Source organism: Moorena sp. SIO3B2, from assembly GCF_010692525.1.
Classification (GTDB): Bacteria; Cyanobacteriota; Cyanobacteriia; order Cyanobacteriales; family Coleofasciculaceae; genus Moorena; species Moorena producens.
The window spans coordinates 1-23,768 of record NZ_JAAHHE010000003.1; the positions used below are offsets into that span (position 1 = coordinate 1).

The 23,768-nt window shown below is 44.5% G+C and carries 22 protein-coding genes and 1 tRNA gene; 12 read left to right on the plus strand and 11 right to left on the minus strand.

Annotation, left to right across the window (positions count from 1 at the left end; all coding sequences use genetic code 11):
* From F6K38_RS01220 to F6K38_RS01230, 3 genes are all read right to left on the minus strand, one after another.
* The coding region (locus F6K38_RS01220) for a hypothetical protein (RefSeq protein WP_287355919.1) at positions 1 to 513 on the minus strand (513 nt) is incomplete at its 3' end.
* Entirely contained in the window at positions 510 to 680 is a 171-nt protein-coding gene (locus F6K38_RS01225) for a hypothetical protein (protein ID WP_287265415.1), read from the minus strand. The genes F6K38_RS01220 and F6K38_RS01225, both read right to left, overlap by 4 nt.
* A 190-nt stretch (positions 681 to 870) precedes the next feature.
* Positions 871 to 1,044 carry a hypothetical protein gene (locus F6K38_RS01230; RefSeq protein ID WP_154659914.1) on the minus strand — a complete coding sequence of 58 codons (174 nt, stop codon included), beginning with the start codon at positions 1,042 to 1,044 and terminating at the stop codon, positions 871 to 873.
* A gap of 156 nt (positions 1,045 to 1,200) precedes the next feature.
* On the opposite strand from F6K38_RS01230, the gene F6K38_RS01235 reads away from it, so the two are divergent.
* Both F6K38_RS01235 and F6K38_RS01240 read left to right on the plus strand, forming a co-directional pair.
* Positions 1,201 to 1,446: a UPF0175 family protein gene (locus tag F6K38_RS01235; protein ID WP_008188247.1), complete on the plus strand. Its 246-nt coding sequence runs from the start codon at positions 1,201 to 1,203 to the stop codon at positions 1,444 to 1,446.
* The gene (locus F6K38_RS01240) at positions 1,443 to 1,949 is read left to right on the plus strand and encodes a PIN domain-containing protein (protein WP_008188245.1); all 507 of its coding nucleotides are present in this window, start codon (positions 1,443 to 1,445) and stop codon (positions 1,947 to 1,949) included. Before F6K38_RS01235 ends, F6K38_RS01240 begins: the two co-directional genes overlap by 4 nt.
* A gap of 506 nt (positions 1,950 to 2,455) precedes the next feature.
* On the opposite strand, the gene F6K38_RS01245 is transcribed toward F6K38_RS01240, so the two are convergent.
* The 4 genes from F6K38_RS01245 to F6K38_RS01260 form a co-directional block, all read right to left on the minus strand.
* Entirely contained in the window at positions 2,456 to 3,016 is a 561-nt protein-coding gene (locus tag F6K38_RS01245) for a Uma2 family endonuclease (RefSeq protein ID WP_008188244.1), read from the minus strand.
* Positions 3,013 to 3,162, minus strand: a complete 150-nt coding sequence (locus tag F6K38_RS01250) for a hypothetical protein (protein ID WP_154659913.1) — start codon at positions 3,160 to 3,162, stop codon at positions 3,013 to 3,015. Before F6K38_RS01250 ends, F6K38_RS01245 begins: the two co-directional genes overlap by 4 nt.
* A 157-nt stretch (positions 3,163 to 3,319) precedes the next feature.
* Positions 3,320 to 3,514, minus strand: coding sequence for a hypothetical protein (locus F6K38_RS01255; RefSeq protein ID WP_008188242.1), 195 nt, complete (start codon positions 3,512 to 3,514; stop codon positions 3,320 to 3,322).
* 162 nt (positions 3,515 to 3,676) lie between these two features.
* Positions 3,677 to 3,865 (minus strand): hypothetical protein, encoded by a 189-nt coding sequence (locus F6K38_RS01260; protein WP_044494793.1) that lies wholly within the window; start codon positions 3,863 to 3,865, stop codon positions 3,677 to 3,679.
* A gap of 409 nt (positions 3,866 to 4,274) precedes the next feature.
* Between F6K38_RS01260 and psb28 the strand changes: the two genes are divergently transcribed.
* Together psb28 and thyD are read left to right on the plus strand one after the other, a co-directional pair.
* Positions 4,275 to 4,661: a photosystem II reaction center protein Psb28 gene (gene psb28, locus F6K38_RS01265; protein ID WP_287265417.1), complete on the plus strand. Its 387-nt coding sequence runs from the start codon at positions 4,275 to 4,277 to the stop codon at positions 4,659 to 4,661.
* A gap of 106 nt (positions 4,662 to 4,767) precedes the next feature.
* The gene (thyD, locus tag F6K38_RS01270; RefSeq protein ID WP_008188239.1) at positions 4,768 to 5,685 is read left to right on the plus strand and encodes a thylakoid membrane protein ThyD; all 918 of its coding nucleotides are present in this window, start codon (positions 4,768 to 4,770) and stop codon (positions 5,683 to 5,685) included.
* 98 nt (positions 5,686 to 5,783) lie between these two features.
* Here thyD and murA read toward each other — a convergent pair whose 3' ends face one another.
* Positions 5,784 to 7,181: a UDP-N-acetylglucosamine 1-carboxyvinyltransferase gene (gene murA, locus F6K38_RS01275; RefSeq protein ID WP_008188237.1), complete on the minus strand. Its 1,398-nt coding sequence runs from the start codon at positions 7,179 to 7,181 to the stop codon at positions 5,784 to 5,786.
* Between the two features lie 320 nt (positions 7,182 to 7,501).
* Between murA and F6K38_RS01280 the strand changes: the two genes are divergently transcribed.
* Both F6K38_RS01280 and F6K38_RS01285 read left to right on the plus strand, forming a co-directional pair.
* Positions 7,502 to 7,585: transfer RNA gene (locus F6K38_RS01280), tRNA-Leu, on the plus strand.
* A 17-nt stretch (positions 7,586 to 7,602) separates the two neighbouring features.
* Positions 7,603 to 8,382 (plus strand): TrmH family RNA methyltransferase, encoded by a 780-nt coding sequence (locus F6K38_RS01285; RefSeq protein ID WP_009149067.1) that lies wholly within the window; start codon positions 7,603 to 7,605, stop codon positions 8,380 to 8,382.
* Positions 8,383 to 9,229: 847 nt separating this feature from the next.
* Here F6K38_RS01285 and F6K38_RS01290 read toward each other — a convergent pair.
* Positions 9,230 to 9,766 (minus strand): jacalin-like lectin, encoded by a 537-nt coding sequence (locus tag F6K38_RS01290; RefSeq protein ID WP_009149063.1) that lies wholly within the window; start codon positions 9,764 to 9,766, stop codon positions 9,230 to 9,232.
* 634 nt (positions 9,767 to 10,400) lie between these two features.
* On the opposite strand from F6K38_RS01290, the gene lpdA reads away from it, so the two are divergent.
* From lpdA to ftsE, 6 genes are all read left to right on the plus strand, one after another.
* Positions 10,401 to 11,831 carry a dihydrolipoyl dehydrogenase gene (gene lpdA, locus F6K38_RS01295; RefSeq protein ID WP_009149057.1) on the plus strand — a complete coding sequence of 477 codons (1,431 nt, stop codon included), beginning with the start codon at positions 10,401 to 10,403 and terminating at the stop codon, positions 11,829 to 11,831.
* Positions 11,832 to 11,971: 140 nt separating this feature from the next.
* Positions 11,972 to 12,859 (plus strand): indole-3-glycerol phosphate synthase TrpC, encoded by an 888-nt coding sequence (gene trpC / locus F6K38_RS01300; protein WP_009149054.1) that lies wholly within the window; start codon positions 11,972 to 11,974, stop codon positions 12,857 to 12,859.
* A gap of 66 nt (positions 12,860 to 12,925) precedes the next feature.
* Entirely contained in the window at positions 12,926 to 13,210 is a 285-nt protein-coding gene (locus tag F6K38_RS01305; RefSeq protein ID WP_009149053.1) for a DUF5340 domain-containing protein, read from the plus strand.
* Between the two features lie 411 nt (positions 13,211 to 13,621).
* Positions 13,622 to 14,776 (plus strand): pyridoxal-phosphate-dependent aminotransferase family protein, encoded by a 1,155-nt coding sequence (locus F6K38_RS01310; RefSeq protein ID WP_009149052.1) that lies wholly within the window; start codon positions 13,622 to 13,624, stop codon positions 14,774 to 14,776.
* Positions 14,777 to 15,293: 517 nt separating this feature from the next.
* Positions 15,294 to 16,073, plus strand: a complete 780-nt coding sequence (locus F6K38_RS01315; protein ID WP_044494355.1) for a WecB/TagA/CpsF family glycosyltransferase — start codon at positions 15,294 to 15,296, stop codon at positions 16,071 to 16,073.
* Positions 16,074 to 16,315: 242 nt separating this feature from the next.
* Positions 16,316 to 16,987 (plus strand): cell division ATP-binding protein FtsE, encoded by a 672-nt coding sequence (gene ftsE, locus F6K38_RS01320; protein WP_009149044.1) that lies wholly within the window; start codon positions 16,316 to 16,318, stop codon positions 16,985 to 16,987.
* A gap of 174 nt (positions 16,988 to 17,161) precedes the next feature.
* Here the strand turns inward: ftsE and F6K38_RS01325 are convergent, their stop codons facing one another.
* Together F6K38_RS01325 and F6K38_RS01330 are read right to left on the minus strand one after the other, a co-directional pair.
* Positions 17,162 to 22,390 carry a PAS domain S-box protein gene (locus F6K38_RS01325; RefSeq protein WP_287355921.1) on the minus strand — a complete coding sequence of 1,743 codons (5,229 nt, stop codon included), beginning with the start codon at positions 22,388 to 22,390 and terminating at the stop codon, positions 17,162 to 17,164.
* Positions 22,391 to 22,878: 488 nt separating this feature from the next.
* Positions 22,879 to 23,700, minus strand: coding sequence for an aminotransferase class IV (locus F6K38_RS01330; RefSeq protein WP_287251202.1), 822 nt, complete (start codon positions 23,698 to 23,700; stop codon positions 22,879 to 22,881).
* Between the last annotated feature and the right edge of the window lie 68 nt (positions 23,701 to 23,768).

Genomic DNA, 23,768 nt, shown 5'->3' on the forward strand with positions numbered 1-23,768 from the left:
GCGATTAAAAGTACCGAAACGCCAGTCTTCTCCGGTGGTAACAATGCCATACAAAATTCTCTGGTCAGACTCGATCCACTGATCAAGGGCAACCAACTCCACCGCCAGTTGAGTGAAGCCCCGTACCAGATCAGATTGTTTGGCTTCGATCACAATCAGGTTATGGTTAGCAATGTAATAATCTAAAGTTCCCCGCAGGTGTTCGCTAACGGCAATGGAATATTCAATGTAAATGCGGTGATTAGTTAGATCGACTACTTCAAACAGAATTGGTGCAATCAGGGCTTCGCGACGGGCAGTTTCGTTGATCAGCTCAATGCGCTTGCGGTTACGCTGGAGTTGGTGCAGCAGGGGTTCAATAGCAGCAGTGAAGGGCTGACGGGGAAGATCGATATGCGATCGCACAAAGGTACAGTCAAATTCAGCCAAGATATCTTCTAGGGTAAAGGGAAGGTCAAAATATTGCCTAAAACTGTAAGGCTGTCCAGCTTTGAGAATGCGGCGGCGGTTCATTTGTGGTTAGTCTTCCTTTCTTGAGCAATTTCCTGCTTAATCTCCTGCACAAGCTCGATAATTTTCTCCCTTGAATCATACCCCGATTCTGTCAACGCCTGCTTTAATCCCTCTTGCAACTGTTTAGCTGACAGGAGTGGTTGCTGTTGATAGTTACTGACTTCCAAAACCTATTTACCTCCCCATCTGTTTCGTCAAACATAATAATTACTCCTACTGGCTTAGGGGGAGTATATTCAATTGGGTAGTCTAAGGATAATTGACCTGATGGATCGATTTTTCCACTAGCAGTAATTGCTTTGATCATAACTAGTTGTGGGGGCGTAGTCAGTTAACTACTATAATTTTACAGTATTTTTAAATGGGGTGAGGTAGAAAGTTCTGGGTTTTAGGGAGTCGGGAATCGGGAGTTGGGAGCAGGGAAGAGATAAGAGACAAAAGACAAAAGGCAAGAGCGATGCAGCGCGGTCTTGGGGAGGCAGTGCGGTCTTGGGGGTTCCCCCCATGAGCAACTGCCGTGGTTTCCCCCATGAGCGACTGCATCAAGACGGCAAGATTTAATCAACGATAGAGGAATTATGATTAGCTTTACTGGGTGTGGCTTGAACGGGTGTTATGATTCAGTTGAAATTTATGATAAAATTAAAGTAACTATTCATAATATATCAATTACTTAATAGTGTAGCTATGAGTGTAGTTATCCCTGACGATATTGTCCAAGCTAGCCAAATGACTGAGGATGAATTCAAACTTGAAATTGCGCTGATGCTCTATAAGCAAGACAAAATTAGCAGTGGCAAAGTCCGTGCCTGGACGGGTTTAACTGTGATTGAGTTTCAGCATGAACTGGCCAAGCGCGGTTTAGATTTGAATTATGATGTTGCTGATTTTGAAGCAGACCTTAAAACCCTACAATCGATGAGTTTGCTGTGATTATTATTAGCGATACATCACCGATTACTAATCTAGCAGGCATCAATCAACTTAACCTCTTGCATCGCTTATATGGTTCTGTGATTATTCCCGTTGCTGTCTACAATGAAATGGTTGGTATCGGAAAAATTGTACCTGGAACAGTAGAAGTTCAAACCTTATCTTGGATTAAAACTCATGCTGTTTCAGATAAGCAGCAAGTTTTCACACTTCAGGAAAGTCAAGAAACCATCGATTTAGGTGAAGCAGAAGCGATCATATTAGCATTGGAAATGGATGCCGATTTGCTACTGATGGATGAGCGACGGGGACGAGCAGTTGCTCAAGAATTGGGGCTAACTATTGTGGGCTTACTGGGCATTCTCGTGCAAGCCAAGAAAAGTAATTTAATTCCGGCAGTTAAACCATTAATGGATCAATTGATTGAAACAATGGACTTTCGTATTAGTCCTCAATTGTACCAAGCAATTCTCCAAGCTACCGACGAAGAAAGTACATTATAATCTTAAAAGAGGGAGGATTTTATCCTTCTTGGGTTTTAGGGAGTAAGTTGTCTAATTCTTCTCACCCATTCGCTACTATTTTGAGTATCTTGTCGATCACGACCCATACCAATAAAAGGTTGATTGTCTAATTACAGAGGATTAAGAGATGCCGGTTTTTCTGTTAAATACTGTTTTTTGAATACTTCAATGATATCGGCAATAATGTTTTGATCGTCTTCTAGTAGTTCTTGAATATTTTTTATCAGTTGTTATAGGTCACGCATAAGTCTTAGGAAGTATGTTCAATAACTTTCTATAAATCCATTATACAAAGTTATTGGTTTTTGGCTTATGCCACCACAACACCCATCAATGGGTGCATCTCATATTTGTAAAAAAAAAGGAGTAAGGTATAAATTTACCTTGAATATCTGATTGCTTTCATCTAATGCCCGTTCCCGTAGCTTCTCCCTCGGATAATCCCTTGGCTGTAGGCTGAAGGCTGACAGCTGATGGCTGACGGCTTACATTACATCTTCATACAAAGCCTCAAGACTAGTCCTAAAATCCACAGTTTCTAGATTAATCTCACTGCCCGGATCATAAAATTGCAATGTCCAAATTCCCTCAGAATTTCGGCGGAAGCAGTCTAGCCGCTGATGGTTTTGGCTAATTAAAACATATTCCACCAAGGTGTCTAATTTTCGATAATTATAAAATTTGTCACCCCGGTCAAAGGCTTCAGTCTTGGGAGATAAAACTTCCACAATTAAACAAGGATATTTTTTATAATTGCTCAATTCTCGGTCTCTGGCATCGCAAGTCACCATAACATCAGGATAATAATAACTATTGGATGCTTCAACATAAGTTTTCATATCTGCCATATAAACCCGACAGCCAGTGCCCCTGACATGATTTCTTAAGGCTGAAGCCAGGTTAAGGGCAATAGTAACATGGGCATCACTCGCCCCAGCCATGGCATAGACTTCTCCATCAATATACTCGTGTTTGATGGCACTATCTTCTTCGTAGGATAGATAGTCTTCTTTGGAAATGTAATTGGGACTTTTATCAGCAATCATGACAGTTTCAAGACAGTGACACTATTAGTATAGAATAAAGGGAGTAGGGAGTAGGGAGCAGGTAACAGGGAACAGATAAGAGGCAAAAGGCAAGAGGCAAGAGGCAAGAGGCAAAAGGCAAGAGGCAAGAGATAAGAGTTAATCAAGGATAGAGGAATTATGATTAGCCTTACTGGGTGTGGCGTGAACGGGTGTTAGGATTCAGTTAAAGAGAGTAAAGCCATTGCTGACATTGTTGTGCTTCTAATTTGTCATTGGGAGAAGATAACAACCCTAAAAGGCCGGTATCGACAAAAACAATCATTAGTAGCTATATAGTTTAGAGCCTTCTGGACGAAAACTATCAACAATTTGTTTAAAATTTTCTAAATCTTCCTGTCGAATTTTAGCTTCTTCTTGAGTGATTTCCTCTTCAAGGCGTTTTCTTAGCCATGCCAGAGCAGGTTGATTGAGTTTATAGCGTTTATAGGATTTATGAGGTACGCTTTTCAGCCTCAAAGTCCCCCTTTTTAAGGGGGATTTAGGGGGATCCCTACCTCATGGGATAGAGAATTGCTATAATTTGTTCTTCAACAGTTTTCCCTCTATGTTTTAAGTAGGGGGCAAAATGACTTTGAGTATTCTTTGCCATAGATTTTAACACCTTGTTTACTTCATAGTTTACTTCCTTAAGTATAATCCAAGGATAAATGCGATCGCTTCGGGAAGGGGAGGACGAGGGAGATCGATATGCGATCGCACAAAGGTACAGTCAAATTCAGCCAAAATATCTTCTAGGGTAAAGGGAAGGTCAAAATATTGGCTAAAGCTGTAAGGTTGTCCAGCTTTGAGAATGCGGCGGCGGTTCATTTGTGGTTAGTCTTCGTTTGTTTTTAGGGAATTCGGAGCAGGGACTTAAGAGCAAGAGTAAAGATAGAAAACTAGTTTTTAATATTATGAACAATCACCAATACTGTTTATCAACTATTTATAAATTAAATTTTATACCTAGATTTTATACTTCAACATCCTCAAGTAACTGGAAATAATCTCCAAAATTATTGCTTAGGAAGAGTCAAAAAAAATACCAATTAAAGTAGGGTGGGCAAAGTAATCTAATCTAAACGACTCAAAATAACCAAACTTTCTTTGCCCACCCTACAAGCTCTCTTCCCGACTCCCGACTCCCGACTCCCGATTACCTTGTACCTATAAAAATAATTTTGTCAACCCCTCCTCAGGCGATATACTAAAATTTAACCATGTTTTTATATTTAAAATGAACTCCTCAACACCATCCATCCAATTCTTTGACGGTATTTATGAACAGCTGAGTGACGTCAGCCTCAGAAAAAACCGACGGTCAGGAGCCCGCATCGTCTTGATGACCTTTGAAAAGTTAAAGGCTATTGAACAATTCAACAGTTATAGAAACCGATTTTCTCAATCAATGGTCTTAACAGACGAAGAAGGGGTCATTGCTATGACTCCTTCCTCAATAAAATTTCGCTTCGGTGGTCCAGAAGGAGATGAGCTAGCAGGAGTGGAGTGTAAAGTTGAAATTGACGAAGACGACCACTGGGAACGCTTCATGCGCTTCATGAATCGGTACGCTGAAGCCAACGGCATGGCTTACGGTGAAACCAAACCATCAACTGAAGGATAATTACCCATCCTAAACATTTTCCCCCGTCTTCCCGTCCCCGTATCCCCGTGTTAGCCTAACCGATGAGTATGGTATCAGACACGATATAGAGTATCAAGGATGAAGTATGAAAGTCGCAATTACTGGAGCAACAGGATTTGTCGGTAGCCGCTTAGTGGAGCGTCTACAGGAAGAAGGACATCAACCCTTAATTATAACCCGTAACTCAGCTAAAGCTACGGCGCAATTTCCCAATATAGAAACTATTGCCTACACTCCCACCGAATCAGGGGATTGGCAAAATGCGATCGCAGGCTGTGATGGTGTAGTCAATTTAGCCGGAGCCCCGATTGCTGAGGAGCGCTGGACACCAGCCCGTAAGGAAGACATCCTCAATAGCCGCCAATTAGGGACCCAAAAAATAGTGGAAGCGATCGCCCTTGCTGACCCTAAACCCACGGTATTAGTAAACGCTTCTGCCATTGGTTACTACGGCACTAGTGAAACAGTAACCTTTGATGAAACAAGTCCTGCTGGAGAGGACTTTCTGGCAGAGGTTTGTCAAGCCTGGGAAGGGGAAGCCCAGAAAGTCCAAGATGCAGATGTGCGACTAGTGATTCTGCGCATTGGTATAGTTTTGGGCAATGGCGGTGCCCTAGCGAAAATGATACCCCCCTTTCAAATGTTTGCTGGAGGGCCAATCGGTACCGGTCGCCAATGGTTTTCTTGGATTCACCGAGATGACTTAGTGAACTTAATCATAGCTGCCCTAACCCGACCAGACATGGAAGGGATTTTCAATGCCACAGCTCCCAATCCTGTCTTGATGTCCGAACTATGTAAAGCCATTGGAGATGTTCTCAATCGTCCCTCCTGGTTACCAGTTCCCAGTGTTGCTCTAGAAGCCCTTTTGGGAGAAGGAGCCATAGTAGTCTTGGAAGGTCAACAGGTGCTACCCAAACGAACCACTAGTTATGGATGGGAATATCAGTATTCCACAGTAAAACAAGCTCTAGTAGACATATTGAAAACTGAAAATTGTTAATTGTTAATTGATAACAGATAACAATTAACAATTAACAATTAACAATTTCTAAATGACTAATGACTAATAACTAATGACTATAACTACTACGGTAACTACTACGGTGTTGCAGTCATGGCATTAGTGGGAGTCGGAGGAAGTTCCTCTTCCTCTATCTGAGCCGGAACCCGTTCTACTCTAGCACCAAGTTGTCGCAGTTTCCCCTCCAAGTCTTCATAACCCCGGTCTAAATGACGGAGTCCTTGAATCGTAGTTATTCCTTCTGCCGCTAACCCAGCGACCACAAGTGCAGCAGATGCCCGTAAATCCGTACCCACTACTGGTGCTCCCGACAACATTGGCACACCTCGGATAATCGCATTATTCCCTTTAACCCGTATATCCGCCCCCATGCGATTCAATTCGGCAACATGACGCAGCCGATTTTCAAAAACCGTTTCGCTAACAACACAGTTTCCTTCACTCAGAGCCAGCAACGCCGTAAACTGGGCTTGCATATCCGTAGGAAATCCAGGATAAGGCAAGGTTTCAATATCCGTTGCCCTTAGTTTATTAGGAATAATTCGTAACCGATTGGGTGCCTCAACCATCACCTCACTACCAATTGCCTGTAGCTTAGCAATCACAGCAGTTAAATGTTCCGGTATTACTGGGTAAAGGCTCAGTTCAGAGTGGGTAATTGCCCCAGCTACCAAGAAAGTTCCAGCCTCAATCCGGTCAGGAATAATTGGGTAATCCACCGAATGTAAACTAGAAACCCCAGAGATACTAATAGTTTTAGTACCAGCACCACTAATTTGAGCTCCCATCGCTCGGCAGAAATTCGCCAAATCCTCCACTTCTGGCTCTTGAGCTGCATTTTCAAGGGTGGTTTCCCCTTCTGCCAGAGTCGCTGCCATCAGCAGAGTTTCCGTTGCCCCCACACTGGGGTAATCCAGGTAGATTTTCGCCCCCTTTAGCTTGTTGTTACCTGTTCCTTTCACATAAGCATTGACAATGCCATGCTCAATATGAACCTGAGCGCCCATAGCTTGTAGACCCCTGACATGGAGGTCTACTGGTCTAGCACCAATAGCACAGCCACCAGGCAGTGGTATCCGTGCCACTCCCAATCGCGCTAGGATCGGACCGAGGATAAAAAAGCTAGCTCGCAGCTGGCTCACCAACTCATAGGGAGCTTTTGATTGTCCGATATGGCTGACATCTAGGTCTAAGATGTCACCACTGCGTTTGAGCTTCACTCCCACAGCAGCAAGAATCTGGCTCATACGCTCGATATCTACTAGGGAGGGCACATTACGCAGTCGGCAATCTTGAGAACACAGTAAAGCCCCTGCCATAATTGCCAAGGCAGAATTTTTAGCTCCACTAATTTTTACCTGTCCGTGGAGAGACGCTCTACCCCAAATCTTGAGAACCGATTCGTTTTCCTGGGACAGAGATGGGGGATTTATCGGGCTTTGAGAGTGATTAATGGGTCTATCCTCCAAAATCATTATAATTTCTGGCGAAATGTTAAATTTGGTTTTGATTTTACCTGAAAGTTTTTAAATGTCTAGTTTTCCACGTATCTTGATCAAATGTCAGGTTTTCCACTATACTCAGAAGTTGGCAATGTAAACCGGTAAATTTTCAGGCGTTGCGGCTATCGACAAGAAACTTGTCCACAATAGCAGTAAATGCTGTATACTAAAAAACCGGTGAGCTAATAGAGCAACCCCCATAGCAACCCTAAGTTGAATCCTAAACCGTGACAGTTATGACTCAGGACTGACCACTCTCGGAATCACCAACGATTGCTATAGCGCCAACAAACGCGGAACTGGCGGAATTGGTAGACGCGCTAGATTCAGGTTCTAGTGTTCGCAAGGACTTCCGGGTTCAAGTCCCGGGTTCCGCATAATTAACCAAACTGGTATGCTCACAAGCACCAAGAATCCCCTAGTCAAGGAAATTCGGAAGCTGCACAGAGTCAAAGGACGTCGGCAGCAAGACCTATTTCTGTTGGAGGGAACCCACCTGTTGGCAGAAGCCTGTGCCGTAGATTATCCCCTAGTCACCCTCTGCTATACATCAGAATGGCTTGAAGCTCATCCACAACTATCCCAAGATGCTTCCGTTCGGTCTCAAAGAGTGGAAGTGGTAAGTCAGTCTGTACTAAAAGCGATCGCTACTACAGTTGAGCCAGATGGAGTAGTAGCCACAGCAACCCGTCTTCCCCTTTCCCCGAAACCCCTCAATTCCCTCTCCCTAGGGCTGGCTCTAGAAACCATACAAGACCCAGGAAATCTTGGAACAATCATTAGAACTGCGGTAGCCGCTGGTGCGGAAGGATTGTGGCTAAGTTCCGATAGTGTAGAGCTAGATAATCCTAAAGTATTGCGAGCCTCAGTCGGTCAGTGGTTCCGTCTGCCCATGGCAGTTACCCCCCATTTGCCCACCCTCGTAGCTCAAGCTCAAGCTCAAGGGATACAAGTAGTGGCCACAGTACCAGATGCTAAGGTCAGTTACTGGGACATAGATTGGCGCTGTCCTAGCTTAATACTCCTGGGCAATGAAGCAGCTGGACTTAGGGAAGACTTGGTAAAAACAGCAGATCAGCAAGTGAATATTCCCCTGATGCCAGGAGTAGAATCCTTAAATGTAGCCATTGCTGCTGCCTTGATGTTGTACGAAGCTAAACGGCAACGTTTTTGAAAGTATTTAGTCTCAGTCTGAGGTGGGCTGGTTGACTGACAAAACTGTCAGCCGTCAGCCGTCAGCTGTCAGCCGTCAGCCGTCAGCCGTCAGTGGTCAGCTTTGTGGCACAGGCTTCGAGGCTGGGAGGTAACTCAGCATTATTCCAATGTTTACCTGTTTTATTTAAAAGTAAGCATTCAGCTGTCAGCATTCAGCCGTCAGCTTTGTGGCACAGGCCACAAGCGCTGTGACTTTCGTGACTATTAAACGAATGCTTAGCTGTTGTCTTAATGCAAAGCGCGAGTGGGGGAAACCCCCTGTTCCGAAGCTGCATCGCTTATTCAAAAGCTGTTCGGTGTAGCTTGCCCATAAGCTGATAGCTGTTCGCCAAGCGTGGCCAAAGGCCTTTGGCTGATAGCTGAATGCTTACAAAAGATGTAACTCAGATTAAACCGATGCTTACCTGTTTTATTCAAAAGCTGATAGCTGATATAGCAGAAGTCAGAAGTCAGAAGTCAGAAGTCAGAAGTTAAACTCTTGCCATACTGTAGTTTGAGACTTTTGTCATGTCCTAATTACCCTGGCGACTGCTATAGCTGATACCTGATACCTGATACCTGATACCTGATACCTGATACCTGATAGCTGATAGCTTACACAAAACTCAACCAGCTTAGTTAAACCACCTTACTTTAAAGGCATCTACATCTAATTTTATGATTTTTATAAAAAATAGTGTTCTTGGAATTCCAAAAACACTATTTTTATAAATTGCCTTATCAACAAGAACAATAAAGTAGGGTTTATTAAGAACTATCCCCGGTTACCCAACAAGATGGGAATACGGATGATAACTATCCCCAGTTTATTCACACCCGGTGTCGATATAGACTCCCAAAGAGGTGAGATAGCCACTGGCGCTGCCGAAGAATGATTGAATGGTGGGTTGGGCAGCTTTCAAGGTGAATGGCTTTCGGTTTGATGTTGCTTGCATAGTACCAAACGGACCATAGCTCTTGCCCTTAAGAGTCTTAAATGTTAATTGGGCAATTAAGGGTTTGTTGCCAGCATATGAATAGTCGGCAACGTAACCATCTACTTCTACTAATGGATCATCTGCACTAAAAGAAATGGTGGTCTCTCCGCCACCAGTACCCCCATTCTGAAATGATTTTCCATTGGCATAACTTACCTTAAAGCCATCAATAATAAAGCCGTGATGAACGGTGATTTCAGTAATTGGACCTAATGTTCTGGCCTCAGGGAAATTATAAAATTCAGTGGTTGTCCGTCCTACAGGGCCATCAATAACTTGGGCTTGGGCAGGAGAAACCCCTAGTGTTGTGCTCAGCAAGACTACTGCAGCCAATAGTCCAATCAACTGAAAAAATCGCTTAAACATTACTTAAAACCTCAATCTTTTAAAGGATTTGTAACCCTCCAGAATCTAGCAGGTATGTTAGCCAAAATCTTGAATTATTTAAGGAAATTTTATAGTTATAAAAAAAATATTATTTTTGACAGGTGATGGTTCAATATATGCTCAGTATTTCAATGGTAAGAGGCAAGAGGCAAGAGGCAAGAGGCAAGAGGCAAGAGGCAAGAGGGGAAACAGATTCGGGGTTTTATGGTTCAATAAAAAAAGAGCGATGAAGGGGCGATAGCTTGAGTACAAATGCTCTGCATAAGTGACATGCACCCCATCTAACTTAAGTAAGTTGAAAAAAATCTATAGTTATGACCTGTAACTAATAACAATTAAGGGATTGGGGCTAGCTAAAATTTTTTCTATAGCGGTTTCTAGCCTAATGAGGTACACAGGAGTTTTTCCGTGTTCCCTGTTCCGTGTTCCGTGTTCCGTGTTCCGTGTTCCCAGATCCGCTGTTCCCAGATCCGCTGTTCCCTATTCCCTTTGGGATCCTTGATACTTCATACTTCATCCTCCCAATCTTAATACTTGGGCACTTGCAATCGTGGATTGCTCAAGTTGAAAATAATAAGGACGAAGCATAGCCAATCTAACTCAGGAGATAGATGTGAGTCAAGACTTTGATTACGATTTAGTGATTATCGGTGCTGGTGTGGGGGGTCATGGTGCTGCCTTACACGCAGTTAGCTGTGGTCTGAAAACCGCTATTATTGAAGCCGCTGACATGGGCGGAACTTGTGTCAACCGGGGCTGCATCCCTTCTAAAGCTCTATTAGCCGCATCAGGTAGAGTGCGAGAGCTACAGGACGCTCATCATCTCAATGCCCTTGGGATTAAAGTAGCTGGGGTTGAGTTTGACCGAAATGCGATCGCAAATCATGCCAGCAATCTAGTCAGTAAAATTCGTGGTGACCTGACCAACAGCCTAAAACGCTTGGGTGTGGATATTATCAAAGGCTGGGGTAAAGTTGCTAGTAATCAAAAAGTAACCGTTGTTACAGACAATGGTGAAAAAACGATCACAGCTAAAGACATTATGATATCCGCTGGTTCAATTCCCTTTGTACCCCCAGGAATTGAGATTGATGGCAAAACCGTATTTACCAGTGATGATGCCATAAAACTAGAATGGCTGCCAGATTGGGTAGCAATCGTGGGCAGTGGTTACATTGGTCTAGAGTTTGCCGATGTCTACACAGCACTAGGATGTGAAATCACCATGATCGAAGCCCTAGACAACCTGATGCCAACCTTTGACCCTGATATTGCCAAACTAGCCACACGAATACTGATCAAACCTCGGGACATTGAAACCCACACTGGGGTGCTAGCGATGAAAGTAACTCCCGGTTCCCCTGTGGTAATTGAACTAGCAGATGCCAAAACTAAGGAAGTAGTCGATGTGCTCGAAGTCGATGCTTGTCTGGTCGCTACAGGTCGGATTCCCGCCACCAAAGACCTAGGACTAGATGCCGTAGGTGTGGAAACAAACCGGCGCGGTTTTATTCCCGTAGATGACACCATGGCAGTACTTTCAGCAGGGGAACCCGTGCCCCATCTTTGGGCAATTGGTGATGCCACTGGGAAAATGATGTTAGCCCATGCCGCATCCGCTCAAGGTATTGTCGCAGTAGAGAATATCTGTGGACGTCAGCGCACCGTAGACTATCGCAGCATACCCGCAGCCGCCTTTACCCATCCAGAAATCAGCTACGTCGGCCTGAGCGAACCACAAGCCAAACAATTGGCCTCCGAAGAAGGCTTTGAAGTATCCGTTGTAAGATCTTACTTTAAGGGGAATTCTAAAGCGATCGCAGAAGGAGAAGCAGATGGGGTAGCGAAAGTGATCTACCGTAAAGATACCGGGGAAGTGCTAGGAGTCCACATCCTAGGTATCCACGCCTCCGACTTAATTCACGAAGCCTCAAATGCGATCGCAAACAGACAATCCGTCAACTCCCTCGCCTACCTAGTCCATGCTCACCCCACTCTCTCAGAAGTACTCGACGAAGCTTACAAACGAGCTGTAACTCATTAGTCATAATCCTTTGTTAATTGCTAATTAACAAAGGATTATGAAACTGACGCACTGAGGGACTGACGCACTGAGGGACTGACGCACTGAGAGACTGACGCACTGAGGGACTGACGCCAAACACGGACTATATAAAACTACTGATGCAAATTCGCCGACGCCCACCTAATCCAGCAGTTAAAATCCAAACCCTGCACTATCAAGTTGCATTACCAGACGATAAACCCCACCATATTCTCGAAGAAATTGTCTGGCACAAAGAGAAAGAAATTGACCAGATGCGGGAAAGTCTGCCCCTAGTGGAGTTGCGCAAGGGAGTACAAACAGCACCACCCCCCCGAGACTTTCTAGCAGCCCTAAAATCAGGAAAGACTAGCCCTGCCCTGATTGCAGAAATCAAAAAAGCATCTCCTAGCAAGGGGGTTATTCGAGAAGATTTTGACCCAGTAGCCATTGCTCAGTCATACTGCCAAGGTGGTGCTAGTGCGATCTCAGTGCTGACCGATCAAAAATTCTTTCAGGGTAGTTGGGAAAACCTGGCAAAAGTTCGTGCTGCTGTAGACATGCCTTTGCTGTGTAAGGAGTTCATCATCTATCCCTACCAAATGTACATGGCTCGTAGTCACGGAGCAGATGCAGTTTTATTGATTGCAGCCATCCTTTCCGATCAAGACCTGCAATACTTTATCAAAATTGCTAAGACTCTGTCGATCACCCCCTTGATCGAAGTCCATACCCAATCTGAATTAGATCGAGTATTATCTCTCGATGGCGTTACCCTAGTAGGTATAAACAATCGTAACTTGGAAGATTTTTCCGTCGATTTACAAACAACCTGTCAAATACTAGCAGCAAGGGGTAACCAACTACTCGAACGTGGCATTCTGGTAGTCAGTGAATCAGGGCTTCATACCAACGCTCACCTTGATCAGGTAGCATCTGCCGGAGCCACAGCCGTCCTGATTGGTGAGTCATTGGTAAAACAGCCAGACCCAGCAGTTGCTATTGCCAGCTTGTTTAGCCATCAGTGACCCATAGCCCAAAAAAATAGTCAATTGTGATGGCAGACTCAGACTCACCGAGGTACAGCAAATTTCATGGATCCAATTCCCCTTCCATCTTATATTCACTACGAACTGCTGCTCCAACTGCTAGAGCGCCAAACAGCATTTGCTACCAGTCAAAACCCCCAATTGCGAGAGCAGGTTCATGAATTGATCAGTACTCTGCGTAAAGCCCGAGCTCAACAGAAGCAATTAGAACAAAGCTGTCAGCGAGCCAACTTGCCCATGGAGTATCGCTGGTCTCTCAACAGCGTCAAGTTGGATGCCCATGATTCAACAAATGGTTTACCGGATTCAGCAGGAAGACTCCCCCATTAAATAGTCAACAAATTGTCAACTTCATAAAAAAAAACTAAGAAATTTAGTCAGAGTATCTCATTTGAGCCAATATATTTTGAGATTGTTACCTACTCCTGAGGAGCGTTACTCCCACTGTCGGCATCAATAACACATGCTCGCTATGGCTCCGAACTAAAGAGTGTCCTAACTGCAGGGTGTCAATATACAAAGACTTGAAGGCAAGTTTAAATCTAGCGCGGCTGGGTTGGTCGTGTAAGCATGGGTGGGGATAACCGCTCCCATGCTCCGGTGGTGAAACGCCAAATTAACCCCTAAATTAACCTTGAATTTCCGGTTTTGTCCGGTAAGATCCAAGACTTAATCGGTCACTTCAGAGTAACTAACCAATCATCAGATCACAACAACCCTAGATACCAAGACTAACTACAGATGGAAGACAAGCTCAAACTAATGATTCCTGGCCCGACGCCAGTACCAGAACAAGTATTACTGGCCATGGCCAAACACCCGATCGGACACCGTAGTCCCGAATTTAGCGAAATCATGGCAGAGGTCAATGAAAACCTCAAATGGCTACACCAGACCAAAAATGATGTCTTGACTGTAACCGCTAGCGGTACCGGAGTCATGGAAGCTGGCATTATTAACTTCCTCAGTGCAGGCGATCGCGTTTTAGTTGGTTCTAATGGTAAATTTGGCGATCGTTGGGGAAAAATCAGTACTGCTTTTGGTCTGGAAGTGGACACCATTACCGCCGAGTGGGGTAAGCCCTTAGATCCGGAGCAGTTTCGCGAAAAGCTAGAAGCTGATACCGAAAAGCAAATCAAAGCCGTAATCGTCACCCACTCTGAAACCTCTACTGGCGTTCTCAACGACTTAGAAACCATAAATCGTTACGTCAAAGACCACGGGGAAGCCCTAATTATTGTTGACGCAGTTACCAGTCTTGGAGCAGTCAATGTACCCATTGATGAGTGGGGTCTCGATGTAGTAGGCTCTGGTTCCCAGAAGGGATACATGATTCCCCCAGGACTAGGATTTGTCAGTGTTAGTCCTAAAGCTTGGGAAGCCTACAAAACGGCTACCCTGCCCAAGTTTTACCTAGATTTGGGGACTTACAAGAAATCTACTGCTAAAAACAGCAATCCCTTTACCCCGCCAGTGAACCTAGTCATTGCCCTACAAACTGCACTGGGCATGATGAAAAGAGAAGGGTTAGAATCAATATTTTCCCGTCACCAGCGTCTGATGGAAGCAACTCGTGCCGCCGTCAAAGCCCTATCATTACCTTTGTTTGGTTCTGATGAGTATGCTAGCCCAGCCGCAACTGCAGTGATTCCCACATCAGTAGAGTCCGAACAAATCCGTTCTGTGATGAAAAAACGCTATAACATTGCTCTAGCTGGGGGACAAGACAACTATAAAGGAAAAATATTCCGCATTGGTCACTTAGGTTTTGTCAGTGAGCAAGATATTCTTACTGTCATTGGTGCTCTCGAAGCCACCCTTCAGGAATTAGGACACCAATCCATGACACCAGGAGCAGGTATTGCTGCTGCTGCTAGTGTCTTTGCTAAGAGCTGATTAACAGTTTATGGTTGACGGTTGACGGTTGACTCTGTTCTGCGCTAAAAGGTCAACCGTTGGCCTACGGCCACGCTACGCGAACAACTCCTAATAGTGTTTTTAATTGTTAATGAAACTTCCGCCACCTAAGTTCAGCAAGGATGGGGGAATAATTCCTAATTGAGTTCAACAGCACCATCAAATCCCAATTCTCAATTAGGACCCAATCACATACCCAATTCCCAACCCAATTCCCAAGTTTTCCTGATCAGTACGAAATCCTAAGGAGTTAATTAAAGAAGTTTTGGCTCTGCCATAAGAGATCATCCTAAATAACCGCCCAAATCTGTTATGCCCTGACTGGGAAAAAAAATTTGACTTGATCAAAAGTTTTTTAACTCTCAAAGCAATGCCCAGTAATGATTTCAGCATCAGTTAAATTCCAATTACCATAACAAGTTCGGAAGAGCCGAAGGGTTTAACTGGTCTTACGTAGAATAAAATACATGGGTGATGTGAGGGTATGCAAAAGCCAATGTTTGAAACAGCTGAACAATTTCCTGTCTTGGGGTTACCCGTTCACCTTTTAGACAACTATAGTCATTACTTAGATGATCGTCTCACCAAAGGTCTAGGTAGTCATGTGGTAACTCTAAATGCTGAAATGGCAATCCAGGGAGAGCGCAACCCTGAGCTAGCTGCCGTTATCAAGCAGGCAGAACTAGTGATTCCTGATGGGGCAGGTATTATATTTTACTTACGACTCCACGGAAAAAAAAAGCAGCGCTGTCCAGGAATTGAACTAGCTCAGTCTTTACTGGTCAAGGCTGGACAATACGGAGAATCTTGCCCAGTGTTCTTCTATGGGGCAGCCCCTGATGTAGTCCAAAAAACAGCTAGGGTTTGGCAGAAGAGAGTTCCAAAATTAGCGATCGCAGGAATTAGTCATGGCTACCTCAGTGCAGAAGCAGAGGAAGAATTAAAGCTGACCTTAAAACAACAGCAGCCCAAAATCATATTAGTCGGCTTAGGTGTACCACGTCAAGAATTTTGGATTGCCCAGAATCGCCACCTGTGTCCCCAATCCACTTGGATTGGTGTTGGTGGTAGCTTTGATATCTGGTCAGGGGCTAAAACCCGTGCGCCAGCCTGGTTCCGGAACAATAATCTTGAATGGTTATATCGGTTGTATCAAGAACCCCACCGTTGGCGGCGAATGATGGTTCTGCCTCAGTTTGCTCTCAAAGCCTTAGCTCAAAGAATAATGGTTTTCCCTCAGTTTGCTCTCAAAGCCTTAGGTCAAAGGTTGGCATAACCTAATCCCTATCCCTGATCAATAGACCTCAAAGGATTAGTTCGCACCATTAGTATTGTTTCGTATTGTTTTTATGCGATCGCTAATGGGGATCGGCTGTGTGCTCAAGCTTGCGTCCGCAGCTTATTAGCCCCGTGGAAGGCCAGTTGTTCATCTGACTCCCGATCTCCCCATCTCCGGATCTCCCCATCTCCCCACACCTCCCACACCTCCCACACTTCCCTATCTTTCCCTAATCCCTAATGACCCAGAAAGCGATAATCAAATTACAAGGAGTAACAACAACCTATCCCAACAACCGAGGTTTGTTTAACGTCAATCTAGAAGTCAAGTCAGGAGACTTTTTATTTATCACAGGGCCTTCTGGTGCTGGTAAATCCACATTGCTAAAGTTACTCTATGGTGAACAGCGCCCCACCCAAGGGAAAGTATTTGTCGATCAATTCAATGTTGGGCAATTACGAGGCGATCGCTTGTCATTCCTACGCCGTCGCCTGGGGATTGTTTTTCAGGACTACAAACTAATTCCCAAGCGAACTGTGTCAGAGAATATCGCTTTTGTTCTGTGGGCACAGAGTTTCACTCGCAAAGAAATTAAGCGACGCCTAACACCAACCCTTAAATTAGTCGGTTTGCAACACAAAGCCAACTGTTTTCCAGAGCAACTTTCAGGAGGAGAACAACAACGGGTAAGCCTGGCTCGTGCCATTGTTAGTACACCGCCCTTGATATTAGCTGATGAACCAACAGGTAACCTCGATCCCGACAATTCTTGGCAGGTATTAAACATTCTCAGGAAACTCAATCACCTAGGCACTACAGTTATTGTCACAACTCATGATGAAAACTTAGTCAGAATCTCCAATCAGCCAGTAGTACAGCTGCGAGAAGGACGTTTGTCTTGTCCTTTTTAGAAGCAATAGTTTACGATTACGATTTGTTTGCTGGTTTCCCTAACCTTACCCCATAATTTTTAATTATACATTAGACTTCGCGGCAGTTGTCGGTAACAGCGGATATGGTAACAGGAAACAGTGGACAATAATTGACGCAAACACTATTCTAAAAAGACTTTTGCAAGAGGTCTATTAGAGCACTGGACTCAAGGATTGTTCTTCAATTTTCTTAGCACTCTTAGTCAGTCCTACTCTGAGTTGTTGGTATTCAGACTCAAGCTGCGCAAAAATTTCCGCTGCTCCAGTGATGGTTTCCGACCTGCCCAGACTTTCCAGTTCGTGACACAGTTTGGAGAGATTTATACCCCCTAGGGTAGCGCTACTAGACTTTAATGTGTGAGCCGCAATTTCCATGGCTTTTGGCTCTTCTTCACTAATTGCTTGAGCCATGTTTTGCACTAACCTCGGAGTATCTTTTAAGTAAATTTCAATCAAACCAAGCAAGCATTCGGCCCCCCGTTCTCCGATACTGTCGATCAAGGATTGCAAAACCGAAAAGTCAACAGCTTGATCAGCTACTACTGGGTTGGAAGGTTGACGATAGTGCGGACATTGACTCAAGGCACGGACTAACTCTGGTACCTGGATAGGCTTGCTAATGTAATCATCCATTCCTGCACTCAGGCACATTTCTCGATCCCCTTCCATGGCATTAGCAGTCATGGCAATAATCCAGGGGCGTAAATGAGCTGGCCATTGTTCACAAATGCGTTGCGTCGCAGTTAAGCCATCCATTTCCGGCATCTGGACATCCATCAAAACCAAGTCATAGGGCTGACGACTAAGAGCTTGGAGTACTTCTAATCCATTCCCCGCGACATCAGCCCGGTAACCCATCCGTTTCAACAATTGCAGGGCTAACTGCTGGTTAACGATATTATCTTCAGCCAACAAAATCCGCAAAGGATGCTTTTGAGCCATTTCGGTGTCAAGTTTTAGGTGTTGAGCAGGTGTTCGCTTAATCTTGATCGGCTGTCCGCTCATCACCTGGGTCAAAACATCGTGAAGCTGAGATTGCTTAATAGGCTTGTTTAAGACAGCTGCAATATCTAGCTGACTCTGATGATGCTTTGTATCTGATTGATTCATTGAGCTCAGCATTACCAAGGGCAAGGCTTGACCCTCAGACTGCTGGCGGATTTTCGTTGCTAGGGTAAAACCATCCATCTCAGGCATATACCCATCCAGAATGGCAATGTCAAATTTATCCCCCTGACTGAGCCAATCGAGAGCTTCTCTACCTGATGCTGCTGTCTGGGTAAGCATACCCCAAGACTTAGCTTGCTCGGAGATAATCGTGCGGTTGGTCGCACTATCATCTACAATCAACAGCCGCTTTCCTTCTAACAATGGCTGAGATACTGGCAGCTTAGGTTCCTCGATCGGATCAGGCTGTTTAGCCAATACAGTGAAATAAAATTTAGAGCCTTGACCAACTTGACTTTCTACCCAAATTTTCCCACCCATCATGGTGGTGAGCCGTTGACAAATGGCCAAACCAAGACCTGTGCCTCCATATTGGCGAGATGTGGAGGAATCCACCTGAGAGAAGGACTGGAAGAGGCGGTCGATCCGATCCTCAGGAATGCCAATCCCAGTATCCTTGACCACAAATTGGATTTCGTAGATCGAAGATTGAGTAGAGGCGGAACGAAATCTGGCAGTGTGAGGGTTGCGGGAAGAAATCTGGGGGTGAGGCGGTGAAAATACTCTCGTGTTGTCTCTGGTATTGTTCTGTGTTCCTTTAGCTCCCCTGACCCCGTTGATATAGCCCGTCTGGTCAAATCCTCCTTGTAGAGTGTAGTCCTTTCCATTGGCTAGAGTAGGGAAACTCAAAGAGTAATGTTTTCCGTAGTCAGGAGCAGAGGCCAACGGGTAGGAGTAGTTAGCAGTATTACTGTGTTCTGTTTCTTTGCCATCAACCAATTCCCCTATGCTAAGTTCTCGGGCAGTTACAGAAACTAACACTTCCCCGATATGGGTAAATTTAATCGCATTCCCCAACAAATTGACTAGAATTTGGCGCAGCCGAGTCACATCTCCCACAATCATGGGTGGAGTGTTGGGATGGAATAGATAGGCTAACTCCAATTTTTTCTCAGCTGCTTTTGCCGCCAACAAATCTAAGGATTCCTCAATGCAAGTGATCAGATTAAACGGTTGTTCTTCTAACTCCAGCTTTCCAGATTCAATTTTTGAAAAATCGAGAATATCATTAATGATGGTGAGTAAACTATCCCCACTATTGCGGATAGTTTCCACAAAGTCTCGTTGCTGGGAGGTTAGGTCTGTATCCAGTAGCAAACCCGTCATGCCAATCACGGCATTCATAGGAGTGCGGATTTCATGGCTCATGGTTGCCAGAAATTCGCTTTTTGCCTGAGTGGCCGCTTCGGCAGTTCTTCTAGCTTGCTCTAGGGCGAAATTTTGCTCAGTCAATTGCTCTCGTTGGCGGGTTTCTTGCTCAAGCAGGTGAGCCTGAGCAATAGCAATCCCTACTTGGTCAGCGACGGCTTCGAGTAACTCAATTTCATCCAGACTCCACTGACGAAATTCATCACACTGATGTATTCCAATCACACCATTCGGTTCCCCCTGATAGGAAGTACGAATTACCAACATGGATTTGACTCCAATCTGCCGACTTATTGGGATCATCGGTTTCAGAAGGGGGTCTTCGTAAACATTAGGGGAACTGATGGCTCGGTCTTGGACTAACAACTGCTCTAAATGAGGATTCCCCAGAATCGGAATTTCTAAATCCAGTATCGATAGATAACCCTTTTCTAAATACTCAGCAACTGTAGGAATGCGAGGATAAGGTTGGGAAACATAGGTATGAATGGTGCAACGGTTCACCTGAAACACTTGACCAATTTGTGTGGCGGTGGTCTGAAAAATTTGTTTAGTCTTTAAACTTTGGCGGATTTCTTGGGTCACCTGTTTGAGTAGCATCACACGAGTCAGTTGCTGGTGTAATGCTTCCTCGGCTTGCTTTTGCTCAGATATATCAATCGATACGCTTAATACCGCTGGCATGTGGGCAATTGCTAAGGAGAAGGGAATTTTGGTAGTTTGGATGATAAGCTTTTCTCCATCAGGATAGATGATCGTCTCTTCTGGAAGGTGTGTCGGTTCTCCACTCTCCAATACCTGCAAATCCGCCTCTCTAAACTCGAAGGATTTTAGGAAGGATTGAGCAAAATCTTCATCCCGATGGTATAGTAAATCATCTACTGTCGTACCATAAGCTTCCGCAACTGCTTTGTTGGCTAGAAGAAACTCTCCATCTCGGTTCTTGGCATAAATGAAATGAGGCACTAAATCAATAACTTGACGCAGTTGTTTTTCACTTTCTTTCAGATGTGACTCGGTTAATTTACGATTTGTAATATCTCGGATAGTGCCAGAAGTCCCTGTGATACTATTGTCAGGATCTAGGGTTAATTGGGCATGAATTTCGAGCCAGCCTGAGCCCCCATCCTTGGTAATATACCTTAGTTCCTGCTGATAATACTCCTGTTTGTGGGTAATTAGGGATTGAAACAGTTCTATGTTAGTGTGACGATCATCAGGATGGAGATAATAAATAAAGTTAGTACCAATGCTATCTGCTACAGAAAAGCCCGTCATTTCTGTCCAAGTTGGATTGAGAAAGGTAAATACCCCAACCCCATCGGTTTGGAAAATAACCTCTTGCACATTTTCCACCACTGACCGATACTGCTCCTCTCTCTCCAGCAAGGCCAGTTCAACTCGCTTGCGTTCGGTAATGTCTTCCACAGAGCCTTCGTAGTAGAGCAAATTGCCATTAGTGTCTCGGACAGGGCGCACATTTTCCAAAATCGAGATTACACTACCATCTTTGCGATAAGCCTGAGCCTCAATGGATGATAAAGCGCCATTGTTCGCTAGCAAGTTAGTAAACTCGTTACGAGCCTCAGTGTCCACGTAAATTTGCTTTGAAACGTTCGTAATCGACTCCACTAGTTCTTCTGGGGAAGAATAGCCATAGATTCGCGCTAAGGCTGGATTGGCACTAATAAAGCGTCCATCCGGTGTAATCTGATAGATGCCCTCTACTGAATTCTCAAAGATGCTACGGTAATTCGCTTCAGCTTGCCGCAGCGCTTCCTCGGCTCGCTTGCGATTGGTGATATCACTAAAGGTACAAATGACTTGCTCTACTAACCCATCCACCCCCACCTGGGGATCGGCATTCACTAGTAACCATACCCAATCTTCAGTAGCTTGATTATGGACACCCATTACCACGTTTCTTACCAGTCTACGGGTGCTAATTGCCTGTTGGATGGGACGACTTTCGGTGGGGAATGGAGTGGTGTCTTCGTGAATGATAGTCCAATCCGAACCAAAAGGACTTTTATCCAACAATTCACTTTCGGTGAAGCCCAATATATCGAGAGCCGCTTGATTAAAGAGCATGAATTCGGTTTTTGCCTCGAATAGCAATACCCCGACCTGCATTTCTCGAATCACCATCCGGAATAGCCTTTCGCTCTCTTGCAATGCTTCTTGTCTAAGAGCTTGCAGTGCTTTACTCGTTTTCTGCTCGTAATATGAGGCAAGTAAGGTGAGGCTGAAGATGATTAGGTTAGTTATCCCTATGGTGCTTGTTACTACCGAAGTATTTAATGTCGGAGAAAACCCAGTGTCTAATGGTGGAGTAACGGTGAACTTGGCTGCCATCATGGTTGTATAGTTTACAGCGGTAATGGCTAATCCCAGGAGCACTGCCCAGCAAAGCTTCCACCCATGAAGGAATTTTCCGGTTCCTACCCCCACATCAAAAGATAGCCACAAGATGAAAAAGGATGTCAAGCTGGCTATAACAACGGATAGGGCAACTAAAAGGAGGTTGTAGTGAATGAGCCCTGGTATTCCCATGGCAGCGATCAGCAGGTAGGGTACGGATGCGATCGCTAATCCCATTACCACACTGCCCACCATTAACTGTCTGAGGTTGGTGATGGGGCTGACACTATAGAGTACGGCACCAGAGATTAGCACTGCTACCCAGTAAGAAAGCAGTACCATGGGCGTATCATAAGTGATGGGGATCGGAAACCGGAATGCTAGCATTCCCAAAAAGTGTATTGACCAAATCCCAACTCCCATGATCATTGCCCCACCAATCAGCCAACCTTTACGGGTAGGCTTTTGTGAGGTTTTTACTTGTCCAGCTAAAATCAGCACCCTATAGGTCACAATCGAGGCGATAGCAATGGATAGAACAACTAACTGTAGGTCATAGATACCACTCATTGCTCTATCTGTATCGCTAATTGGAACAGTTTTTATGATAAAATTTAGCCAGACAAAAACCATTGAGTAGGGCATACCGAGATATTATCTCCCAGACCCTCTAGGGGCCATTTCGATATATTTATTACGAAAATTGTCTTGTAATTCTGAATAGATGTATTGAATTTACACAATTTTGATAAATTAATTTACCGTATAAATACGGATTTTTACTATAGCTATATCCTGAAATTTACCGAATCTAATCTATTGGTTGAATCAGAAAGCACCAAATTTAAAACTTGGTAATTGTAATTGCAGAGATTTTTTTAGCTACAAAAAAATGGTCAACAGATAGCAGGATAAGTAGATTTATCCATACCTAATTAAATTATTGATAATAATCATTGGGTGTATACCGTAAAAACAACTACTTTGAACGTCTGAAGCTTAGACTAAAGGTAAGCAGTCAGCTAATGCGCTAGGCGCACGCTACGCTAACAGCATTGAGCTATCAGCTAATGTAAGGCAACCCCTGATCAATAAACAGAGTACGAATTTTTTCGTCAATTAAAAGTTAATAGTTAATACTTACGTAAGTCTTGGAAAACTGGGTGTAGTGGGTCATAAACTCGTTCAGAATTTTCTTGAATGACCCGGTGAATGGGAACAACCTCCACCACGCAGTTAGTGTATGCGATCGCATCCAACTGTCCTACCAACTCGGGTGACCAAGGTTCCTCACGAACTCTCTGATTTTGGCAAGTCAGCCACTCAATTAAATGCGATCGCATCACACCGGGTAAAATTCCAGCTTCCACTGGTGGTGTCCACCACTGACCATCTCTCCATCCCCATAAGTTACCTGTGCTAGTTTCCAGCCAATTCCCGTGATTATCTACCAGAATTGCTTCCTGTGCTCCCATATTTTGCGCCATTTGCTTCGCCAGCCATGGAGATAGATAATTCCCGGTCTTGTGAGTGGGTAAGCAGCGATGAAATTTTACCGAAGAGGACTCAGCTACCCAAGCAGTGATGCCTTGTTCTTGCCACTGAGCTAAATTGGCTGGCAGAGGACGACCCATAATCAATTCTCGTCCATCGGGGAATAGGGTAATTCTCAGCACTGGGTAAAGGGTGATCAGTGATTGTGCTCCTTGGCGCAATTGCTCCCAATCCGGCTGTTGCCAACCAAATGCTTGTAAACTCGATTGGAGGCGATGGCAATGATTAGTCCAATGGGTTAGTGGGTGATCTAATGACTGATGGTAAACTCGTAGGGTGGTAAAAACTGTAGCGCCATAGATAAATCCTGGCTCATCAATGGTCAGGCTCAGGGAGTTGCCCTCAATTAGCTGACCATTGTACCAGAAGCAGGGTTTTGACATCACTCTAGCGTTTTCCATACTTATGAGGTACACAAAATTTTTTCAAATCCCCCCCCTCAACGCGCCTGGGTTTCCTATTCCCCATA